General features: G+C 62.0%; 9 protein-coding genes. 6 read left to right on the top strand and 3 right to left on the bottom strand.

The genetic code is table 11. The features are described from left to right. Positions 1-36 precede the first annotated feature (36 nt). The 4 genes from tig to clpX all read left to right on the top strand — a co-directional run bounded on the left by tig (position 37) and on the right by clpX (position 4,890). Complete coding sequence (gene tig / locus ACODSN_RS12390; RefSeq protein WP_489055820.1) at positions 37-1,629, top strand: trigger factor; 1,593 nt, start codon at positions 37-39, stop codon at positions 1,627-1,629. 141 nt (positions 1,630-1,770) lie between these two features. Further along, positions 1,771-2,748 carry a glycosyltransferase family 2 protein gene (locus tag ACODSN_RS12395; RefSeq protein WP_489055821.1) on the top strand — a complete coding sequence of 326 codons (978 nt, stop codon included), beginning with the start codon at positions 1,771-1,773 and terminating at the stop codon, positions 2,746-2,748. 106 nt (positions 2,749-2,854) lie between these two features. Continuing rightward, positions 2,855-3,487, top strand: coding sequence for an ATP-dependent Clp endopeptidase proteolytic subunit ClpP (gene clpP / locus ACODSN_RS12400; RefSeq protein ID WP_489055822.1), 633 nt, complete (start codon positions 2,855-2,857; stop codon positions 3,485-3,487). Between the two features lie 134 nt (positions 3,488-3,621). After that, entirely contained in the window at positions 3,622-4,890 is a 1,269-nt protein-coding gene (clpX, locus tag ACODSN_RS12405) for an ATP-dependent Clp protease ATP-binding subunit ClpX (RefSeq protein WP_489055823.1), read from the top strand. 96 nt (positions 4,891-4,986) lie between these two features. Here the strand turns inward: clpX and mtgA are convergent, their stop codons facing one another. The 3 genes from mtgA to ACODSN_RS12420 all read right to left on the bottom strand — a co-directional run bounded on the left by mtgA (position 4,987) and on the right by ACODSN_RS12420 (position 7,761). Continuing rightward, on the bottom strand, positions 4,987-5,676 hold the full coding sequence (mtgA, locus tag ACODSN_RS12410) for a monofunctional biosynthetic peptidoglycan transglycosylase (RefSeq protein WP_489055824.1): 690 nt from the start codon (positions 5,674-5,676) through the stop codon (positions 4,987-4,989). Positions 5,677-5,814: 138 nt separating this feature from the next. Further along, positions 5,815-6,726 (bottom strand): RNA polymerase sigma factor RpoH, encoded by a 912-nt coding sequence (gene rpoH / locus ACODSN_RS12415; protein ID WP_489055825.1) that lies wholly within the window; start codon positions 6,724-6,726, stop codon positions 5,815-5,817. Between the two features lie 75 nt (positions 6,727-6,801). Then, the gene (locus ACODSN_RS12420; RefSeq protein WP_489055826.1) at positions 6,802-7,761 is read right to left on the bottom strand and encodes an RluA family pseudouridine synthase; all 960 of its coding nucleotides are present in this window, start codon (positions 7,759-7,761) and stop codon (positions 6,802-6,804) included. 16 nt (positions 7,762-7,777) lie between these two features. Between ACODSN_RS12420 and ACODSN_RS12425 the strand changes: the two genes are divergently transcribed. Beyond that, positions 7,778-8,179: a M67 family metallopeptidase gene (locus ACODSN_RS12425; protein ID WP_489055827.1), complete on the top strand. Its 402-nt coding sequence runs from the start codon at positions 7,778-7,780 to the stop codon at positions 8,177-8,179. A gap of 97 nt (positions 8,180-8,276) precedes the next feature. Then, complete coding sequence (locus ACODSN_RS12430) at positions 8,277-8,924, top strand: histidine phosphotransferase family protein (protein WP_489055828.1); 648 nt, start codon at positions 8,277-8,279, stop codon at positions 8,922-8,924. Positions 8,925-9,136 lie beyond the last annotated feature (212 nt).

Raw genomic sequence — 9,136 nt, forward strand, 5'->3', positions numbered from 1 at the left:
CCAAAATTCAGCTGAAGAAAGCGTTTGAGAGAAGAGATGCAGACTGTCGAAACGTTGAACGAGGGCCTGAAGCGCGCCTATACCATCACCATCGCGTCGAAGGATATCGACGCCCGCGTGGAAAAGGAAGTGAAGGCGATCGCGCCGCAGATGCGGATGCCCGGCTTCCGCCCCGGCAAGGTGCCCACCAATCTGGTCAAGAAGATGCACGGTGAATCGTTGCAGCGCGACGCGCTCAACAGCTCGATTCAGGACAGCATCCAGTCTCTGATCGCCGACCAGAAGCTGCGCCCCGCGATGCAGCCTTCGGTCGAGCTGGACGAAGGGTTCGAGTTCGGCAAGGACGCCGAGATCAAGGTCGCGCTGGAAGTGCTGCCCGAAATCGCGGCCCCCAGCATCGACGGTCTCACTCTGGAGCGCCTGACCATTCCCGTCAGTGACGCGCAGATTGACGAGCAGGCCGGCCGCATCGCGAGCCAGCAGGGTGCGCTCGAAGAATATGACGCCGATCATGTCGCAGCCGATGGCGACACACTGGTCATCGATTTTCTCGGCAAGGTCGATGGCGAGGCATTCGAGGGCGGCACCGCCGAAGACGTCCGGCTGAAGCTTGGCGCCGGCCAGTTCATCCCCGGCTTCGAAGAACAGCTTGGCGGCGTCAAGAAGGGCGACGAGAAGGTCATCGACGTGACATTCCCCGCCGATTACGGCGCGGAGAATCTCGCTGGCAAGGCTGCGACCTTCGACATCAAGGTCAAGTCGGTGCTGAATGCCGACAAGCCCAAGCTGGACGATGAGTTCGCCAAGTCGCTGGGTCTCGAAGGTCTCGATCAGCTCAAGGAACTGCTCAAGGGCCAGATCGAGCAGGAGCAGAATGGCCTGACCCGCACGCACATGAAGCGCAAGCTGCTCGACCAGCTCGCCGCCGCGCATGATTTCGACGTGCCGCCGAGCATGGTCGATGCCGAATTCGAGCAGATCTGGGGCCAGCTTCAGCATGAAGCGACCCATGAGGAAGATCCCGAGGCCGCGCTCGCCGAAATGGAAGCGGAGAAGGACGATTATCGCGCCATCGCGGTGCGTCGCGTGCGCCTCGGTCTCCTCCTCTCCGAAATCGGTCAGGCCAATGGCGTGGTCGTCAACGATCAGGAAATGAACCGCCTCATCATGCAGGCCGCGCAGCAATATGGTCCGCAGGATCGCGAGCGCTTCGTGCAATATGTGCGGCAGGACCCGATGGCCGCCGCGCAGCTTCGCGCGCCGCTTTATGAGGACAAGGTCGTCGACTTCCTGTTCGACAAGGCCGAGATCACCGAACGCGAAGTGACCCGCGAAGAGCTGGAAGCGGCGATCGAGGCGGATGAGAGCGACATCAAGCCGCACGTGCATGGTCCCGATTGCGGCCACGACCACAGCCATGACGAAAAGCCCAAGGCCAAGAAAGCCGCCAAAAAGGCCGCTGCCGAGCCTGCCGCCGACGAAGTGACGACCGAGGACGCCGCACCGGCAAAGCCCAAAAAGGCTGCGCCCAAGAAGGCCGCTGTCGCGGAAGGCGAGGCCGAGGCTCCGGCAGCCGAAGCCAAGCCCAAAAAGGCTGCACCCAAGAAAGCCGCCGCCAAGGCCGAATAAGCCTTCCGGCAAACGAGAAAAAGGCGCCCGGTTTCCATCAGGAAGCACGGGCGCTTTTCATTTCGCAGCCGCTATGGCAGACGAAATATTAATCCTGTCGCTCCATGTCGGGAGCGCAAAAATATGCGGGATATGGGGCGAATGAAGGAATTTCCGGCCATCGAGCAGGACGCGGCGCCGGCGCAGCCGCGCATCGCCGTCATCCTGCCCTGCTATAATGAAGCGGGCGCGATCGTGCAGACGGTTGCGGATTTTCGCCGGGTGCTGCCCCATGCTGACATCTACGTTTTCGACAATAATAGCACCGATGGCAGTCGCGAGCTCGCGGCCGGAGCGGGCGCGATCGTTCGCCGCGTGACCCAGCAGGGCAAGGGGCATGTCGTGCGCCGGATGTTCGCCGACGTCGATGCCGACATCTATATCATGGCCGATGGCGATGCGACCTATGAGGCTGCCGCCGCGCCGCGCATGGTCGCCGCCATGCTGGAAGACAATCTGGACATGGTGGTGGGCGCGCGCCGCAGCGAGGTGGAGGAGGCGTATCGCCGGGGCCATCGCCTGGGCAATGCGGTTTTGACGGGCCTGCTCAAGCAATTGTTCGGGCGCAGCTTCACCGACATTCTCTCTGGCTACCGGGTTTTTTCGCGGCGCTTCGTAAAAAGCTTCCCGGTCCTGTCCGCCGGGTTCGAGATCGAGACCGAAATCAGCGTTCATGCGCTCGAACTGGTTATGCCCGTGGCTGAAATGGTGACAGCCTATGGGGCGCGGCCTGAAGGATCGGTCAGCAAGCTGTCGACCTATCGCGACGGCTGGCGCATCCTGCGGACTATCATCACGCTCTACCGTATCGAACGGCCGATCCTTTTCTTCGGCATCATCGCCGGTCTGTTGGCGTTGTCGGCGCTGGGTCTCGCCGCACCGTTGATCCTGACCTATGCCAAGACCGGGCTGGTGCCACGAGTCCCGACCGCGATCCTCGTCACCGGCCTGATGATCCTCGCGACGCTCAGCGCCATGTGCGGGCTGCTGCTCGACACCGTGGTCCGGGGGCGGCGCGAAGTGCGTCGGCTGGCGTATCTCGCGTTCCGCGCGCCTGGCGATTTCGCGAGGGATCGTTGACGCCGGAGGCTCCCTTATCTGATCGGCCAATAGGTTAAGGCCCTTGAACACACCCGGCTTTGCCCCGATGTACGATCGGGCAAAAGCACCAAGCTGAAAGAGCAACATGCAGAATCACTTCGATCCAATGTCCGCGCTGGTTCCCATCGTCATCGAACAGTCGAACCGGGGCGAGCGCAGTTTCGACATTTTCTCGCGCCTGCTGCGCGAACGTATCATTTTCCTGACCGGGCAGGTCGAGGATCATATGGCGTCGCTGATCGTCGCTCAGCTGCTGTTCCTTGAGTCGGAAAATCCGAAGAAGGACATCTGGATGTACATTAATTCGCCCGGCGGCGTGGTGACGGCGGGCATGGCGATCCACGACACAATGAAATATATCCGGCCCCAGGTCGGCACCGTCTGCATCGGTCAGGCCGCGTCGATGGGCAGCTTCCTGCTCGCGGCGGGCGAACCGGGCAAGCGGATCGCGCTCAGCAACGCGCGGATCATGGTGCATCAGCCATCGGGTGGTGCGCAGGGCATGGCGAGCGATATCGAGATCCAGGCCAAGGAAATCCTGCGCATTCGCCAGCGCCTGAACGGTCTTTATTCGACCTATACTGGCCGGCCGCTGGAGGAAATCGAGCGGGCGATGGACCGCGACACCTTCCTTGAGGCCGACGAGGCGAAGGCCTTCGGTCTGGTCGATGAGGTGTTCGACCGGCGCCCCGCGCTGCCCGAAGCATCCGACGCCTGAGGCCAATGAGACCGGCGCGCGCGACTTTCCCCTCTTGTGAAATCAGCGCGCCCCGGTCTAGAATGCCCTTTGGACCAGAATATCCCTCGCCATAACCGGCATGTCGCCGACGGCAGGGAGGAAAGACATGGCGAATGACTAAGCTTACGGGCTCCGATTCCAAAAGCACGCTTTACTGCTCCTTCTGCGGCAAGTCGCAGCATGAGGTGCGCAAGCTGATCGCGGGGCCGACGGTATTCATCTGCGATGAATGCGTGGAACTGTGCAACGACATCATCCGCGAGGAGACCAAGGGTGGTCTCGTCGGCAAGAAGGATGGCGGCGTGCCGACCCCGCAGGAAATCTGCGATGTGCTGGACGATTATGTGATCGGGCAGAACCGGGCGAAGCGCGTTCTCTCGGTCGCGGTCCACAACCATTACAAGCGGCTGAACCATGGCTCGAAGCCGGGCGAAGTCGAACTGGCCAAGTCCAACATCCTGCTCGTCGGCCCTACCGGCTGCGGCAAGACGCTGCTGGCGCAGACGCTGGCCAAGACGTTCGATGTGCCCTTCACCATGGCCGATGCGACGACGCTGACCGAGGCCGGTTATGTGGGTGAGGATGTCGAGAACATCATCCTCAAGCTGTTGCAGGCGTCCGACTATAATGTCGAAAAGGCGCAGCGCGGCATCGTCTATATCGACGAGATCGACAAGATCAGCCGCAAGGCCGAAAACCCGTCGATCACCCGCGACGTATCGGGCGAGGGCGTGCAGCAGGCACTGCTCAAACTGATGGAAGGTACGACCGCTTCGGTGCCGCCGCAGGGCGGTCGCAAGCATCCGCAGCAGGAATTTCTTCAGGTCGACACGACGAACATTCTGTTCATCTGCGGCGGCGCGTTCGCGGGGCTGGAAAAGATCATCGGCGACCGTCTGGAAGCCAAGTCGATCGGCTTTGGCGCCTATGTCGCCGCGCCCGAGGAGCGCAAGACCGGCGAACTGCTGCGGTCGAGCGAGCCGGAAGATCTGCTTAAATTCGGCCTGATCCCAGAATTTGTCGGTCGCCTGCCGGTGATCGCGACTCTGGAAGATCTTGACGTGTCCGCGCTGGTCAAGATTCTGGTCGAGCCGAAGAACGCGCTGGTCAAGCAATATGGCAAGCTGTTCGACATGGAGAATGTCGATCTCAGCTTTACCGACGACGCGCTGACCGCCATCGCCAAACGGGCGATCGAGCGCAAGACGGGAGCGCGCGGGCTGCGGTCGATCCTCGAATCGATCCTGCTCGACACGATGTTCGATCTGCCCTCGATGCAGGGCGTCGGTGAGGTTGTGGTCGACAAGGATGTCGTCGGCGGCAAGAAGGAGCCGGTGCGCGTGTTCAGCGAAAAGGACAAGCGCGCCGAAGACGCCGCCTGATCCTTCGATCCTGACCTGATCGAAAATCCCATCCGGTGCGCCGGGTGGGATTTTTCGTTTGTAGCCAGTGCGGTCGGAAGGAATCCGAGCCGCCGGTCAGCGCAGGCAGCGATCCAATGCGTCGCGCTCCACCACGCCAATGCGCGCGCTGATGCTGTTGCCATAGCGGCGGGTGAAGCCCTTGGGCGCGACGGCGCCGCGTTTCTTGGGCAGCGGCAGGATCGCGGCGAGACGCGCGGCCTCGACCCGGCTGAGCGACTGCGCGCCATGGTGGAAATAGCGGATCGCGCCCGCCTGAACGCCATAAGTGCCGATGCCCGTTTCCGCGACGTTCAGATAAACCTCCATGATCCGCCTCTTGCCCCAGATCGTCTCGATTAGCAGGGTGAACCAGGCCTCCAGCCCCTTGCGCACGAAGCCGCCGCCCTGGAACAGAAACACATTCTTCGCCGTCTGCTGGCTGATAGTGGAGCCGCCCCGAATGCGGCCGCCACTCGCATTATGAAGCGCCGCCTTCGCGATTGCGTCCACGTCGAAGCCATGATGGGTGCAAAATTTGCTGTCCTCCGCCGCAATGGCCGCGCGCGCCATGTCGGGATCGATCTTGTCGAGGCTGGTCCAGTCCTTGGTGATGCCGTTGGGATCGAACAGCATGGTCAGCGTCACTGGCACCGGCACGAAGCGATAGAGCGTCACCATCGCCAGAGACAGCAGCACGAAAACGCCGAAGATCTTGAGAGGCAGGGTAATCCATCGGGATCGGCGGCGGGTGGCAAGGGCGGGCATGGCGCGACCCTAACGTCGTCGCATCATCGTGCAAGCATCTGCGATCCCGATCGACTGATCGGGTAGGGCGGAACCTCGCCTGACACAAAAAAAAGGCCCCGGATCGCGCCGGGGCCTTTTTAATTCGCTAGTGAAGCCTCAAGCTAGGGCAAAGCGCCCCATCTTGCCGATCTTGTCGCCGGCAATGCGCATCATCGCCTTTTGCAGCTTTTCGAAGGCCCGAACCTCGATCTGGCGAACACGCTCGCGCGACACGCCATAGACCTGGCTCAGTTCTTCCAGCGTCTTTGGCTCTTCGGACAGCCGCCGCTCCGCAAGAATATGCTTCTCGCGATCGTTGAGGTCGCCCATCGCATCCACCAGCATATCGTGGCGCAGGTTCTTTTCCTGCTCGTCCGCGACGCGCTCGTCCTGCAACGGATCGTTATCCTGCAACCAGTCCTGCCACTGGCCGTCGCCATCCTCGCGCATCGGCACGTTCAGCGAGGTGTCGCCGCCCATCGCCATGCGGCGGTTCATCGACACGACATCATCCTCGGACACGCCAAGGTCAGTGGCGATCTTGGTGACGTCTGCGGGCTTGAGATCGCCGTCCTCGAACGCATCGATGCTGTTCTTCATCCGGCGCAGATTGAAGAACAGCTTCTTCTGCGACGCCGTGGTGCCCATTTTCACGAGGCTCCAACTACGCAGGATAAACTCCTGAATAGACGCGCGAATCCACCACATCGCATAGGTGGCGAGGCGGAAGCCGCGATCCGGCTCGAACTTCTTCACACCCTGCATCAGGCCGATATTGCCTTCGGAGATCAGCTCGCTGACCGGCAGGCCATAGCCGCGATAACCCATCGCGATCTTGGCCACGAGCCGCAAGTGCGAGGTGACGAGCTGCGCCGCTGCTTCAGGGTCCTGATGTTCCGAATAGCGCTTGGCGAGCATATATTCCTGCTCGGGCGTCAGCAGCGGAAACTTACGGATTTCCGAGAGATAGCGGTTGAGGCTGGCTTCACTGCCCAGCGCCGGAACCGCGGGGACATTGCTCTTGGCCATGTCACTTTCCTTCCCTTTTCATGCGCGGCGGGACCCAGAAGTGGCATCCAGAACGCCGCAGCAAACTTGACTCATCTATACCCGGAGCTGGCTTAACAGTTCCTGCATATCGGCTGGCAAAGGGCTTTCAAACCGCAGTGTCTCGCCGTTGACAGGGTGTATGAACCCCAGCTGTTTGGCGTGCAATGCCTGCCTTTTGAAACCCACTGTTTCCAGTATTGATTTGAAACCTTTCCTATCCCTACCGTAAACCTGATCGCCGATCAAGGGGTGACCGCTATGCGCCATATGCACACGCACCTGATGAGTACGTCCCGTCTCCAGTCGGCATTCGATCAGCGTCGTCCCATATAATCGCTCAACCGACCGATAATGGGTCACCGCATGCTTGCCGCGCCCTTCCCGATGAACGGCCATCTTCTTTCGATCGGCGTCGGATCGACCGATCCATGTGTCGATCGTGCCTTCCGCAGGCGTAGGAACCCCGTAAACGATCGCGGCGTAGAGGCGCTCGATCGAATGCTCCTGAAATTGCCGCGCCAGTCCCTCATGTGCCCGGTCGGATTTAGCAACGACCAGAAGCCCCGAAGTATCCTTGTCGATCCGATGAACAATGCCGGGCCGCGATACGCCGCCGATGCCGGACAGTTCGCCCCGACAATGGTGCAAAAGCGCGTTGACCAGCGTCCCGTCCAAATTACCCGCCGCCGGGTGCACGACCAGCCCCGCCGGTTTGTCGATCACGATGAGGTCAGCATCCTCATGCACGATGACGAGCGGGATATCCTGTGGCGCGGCTTCGGCGGCGGCGATCGGCGGGATGAACACGGTGAAAATCTCGCCGGCCGTCACCTTCATCGATGGATTGAGCGCGCCCGGCGCGCCGCCGATGAACTCCACATGCCCGCTCAGGATCAGCGCCTTCAATCGCTCGCGCGAGATATCGGGGTGCAGGTCCGCCAGCGCCCGATCGAGCCGCATGCCCGACTGCGCGTCGCCTATCGTCGTTTCAGTGATGGAAACCCCCGGACCCATTGGTTAGGAAATAGGAATGACAGTCGAAATTTCAAGGTCGTTGCTGGATCGGATAGTGGCGTGCGCGGCCGCAGATCAAGCGGAAATCTGCGGGCTGTTGTTTGGGGATGGGTCCCGCATCACCGCCGCCACCCCGGCCGTCAATGTCGCGGCGGACCCGGCGCGGCATTTTGAGATCGATCCCGCCACCCTGATAGCCGCCCACCGCGCGGCGCGATCAGGCGGCCCAGCGATCGTGGGTCATTATCATTCCCATCCCGGTGGCGCCGCCACGCCATCGGTGGTCGACGCCGCTAGCGCGCAGCCCGACGGCGGCTGGTGGCTGATCGTCGGAGGGGAGGATGCTCGCCTGTGGGTGGCTTGGCCCGCCGAACAAGGGAGCGTGGCGTTCGAAGAAGCGCAACTTGTCATCAGGTGATCGCGCCGGTGCGATGGCGGGGTTGCATCGCCCGCCGGGGCAGCGCATTAGCCGGATAGGTCTTTCCTCAACATCATAGCGGCGACAACGGAGCTTCATGACTCATCCGATCGACAGCATCGAATTTGCGAGCCTGCTCTGCTCGCGTCTCTGCCATGACCTGCTCAGCCCCGTGGGCGCGCTGAACAATGGTCTGGAACTGATGGCGGACGAAACCGACCCGGATATGCGGCAGCGCTGCCTCGATCTGCTGGCGGACAGCGCCCGGACATCGGCGAACAAGCTGAAATTTTTCCGGCTCGCTTTCGGGTCGGCCGGTGGCTTCGGCGATGCGGTGCCGACCCATGAGGCGCGCGTGGCGATCGAGGGGATGTTTGCGCAGACCGGCCGGGTGAAGGTCGGCTGGATGGTCGGCGATGACATGCTCGGCAAACTGGCGGTCAAGGTGCTGCTCAACCTGTCGCTGATCGCCGGGGATGCCCTGGTACGCGGCGGCCAGCTCGATATCGGTGCGGAAAAGCGCCCCGGCGTCACCGAGATCGTCGTACGGGGGGAAGGACCCAAGCTCGTGCTCGACCCGGAATTGCGGGCGGCGCTGGCTGGCACCTTGCCGCCGGAAGGGCTGGCTTCGCGCACGGCCGCTGCCTGGATGGTGCGGTCGATGGTGGCCGAGCGGGGCGGGGAGATCATCCTGTCGGCCCCTGGCGAACCGATGCTGTTGTTCGGCGCGTCGATACCGGGATAAGCGGCGAGAAGAGCGATGGGCAGCGGGCGGACGGCGCGTCTTGCCCCGCTGTCGCTTGCTGACGGCGCATGGCCCACGGCTCTTGCGGGGACATACTTGCCTTCGCCGAACAGGATGGGCGGCGACGCGGCGTGGACAAAATCGGATGGTCTCAAATCGACCAGAAAGCGCCGTAATATTCAGAAACACCACGCCTGAAAGCGGCCATCAGT

It is taken from the genome of Sphingobium sp. FG11, from assembly GCF_057809915.1.